Annotated in this window: 1 protein-coding gene; it reads left to right on the top strand. The window is 45.6% G+C overall.

Features of this window, described 5'->3' with window-relative positions:
* The first annotated feature begins 98 nt into the window (after window positions 1-98).
* The gene (locus R7Z50_RS25725; RefSeq protein ID WP_318149505.1) at window positions 99-839 is read left to right on the top strand and encodes a transglycosylase SLT domain-containing protein; all 741 of its coding nucleotides are present in this window, start codon (window positions 99-101) and stop codon (window positions 837-839) included.
* The last annotated feature ends 63 nt before the right edge of the window (window positions 840-902 follow it).

The raw sequence follows: 902 nt of genomic DNA on the forward strand, positions 1-902 counted from the left end.
TTTTTTTGGTGGGTTATTGAACGTTGAAATTGCGCTAAAAGTGACCTTGGTCACACAAATGTTTGTTGTAGCTGATATTTCTATAAAACTTGTAGGAAATGGATTACATTTTGGGAGTGTTCCCTCAACTTGGTTATGTCGTGAAAAAGGTATCTAAGCGACTGTATAAATTAGTAAAGTTTAAAAAACGGCAGCCACTCAAAGCTGTATTGTTTTCCTTTACTTCCATGTTGAAGGGCAGGCAACAGCGCCTCATTAAAATGTTTCCTTTTTATCACCAACGTTCCCATCGATGTATTTTTTCTCCCGAGCCATTTCAAGAGCCTTCTGAGCATGTTTTGGCATGGGGACAGCGAGTTAGCCCTGCATTCAAAAGCAAAGTGGTCGAAATTTGCTCTGAGCTAGAAATCAACCCGAATCATCTAATGGCTTGTATGGCCTTTGAGACGGCTGAAACGTTCAGCCCTAGCATTAGAAACGGCTCTGGGAGTGGGGCGACAGGTCTGATTCAGTTCATGCCCGCAACCGCGAAAAACTTGGGGACGAGCACTAAGCATCTCGCCATGATGAGCGCCGTTGAACAGCTCGATTATGTGAAAGCTTACTTTTGGCCTTATCGACACCGAATGTCTTCGTTGGAAGATGTTTACATGGCGATTCTCTACCCCGCGGCAATCGGGAAGTCACCCTCACACGTGCTGTTCAAACAAGGTTCGATCGCTTACCGACAAAATGCAGGCATCGATCGTCACAACAAAGGGAACATTACGTTGAGTGACGTCTCTTACAAAGTTAGGCAGAAGCTGGCGAAAGGTTTGCAGCCTAACTTTATGGGTTAGCGTCGCCATCGGTGGCGTCGGTGGTTGTTTCCGACTCTGTCTCTCGGCTCACTTTAACTTGCA

It is taken from the genome of Vibrio sp. 1249-1 (genome assembly GCF_033340495.1).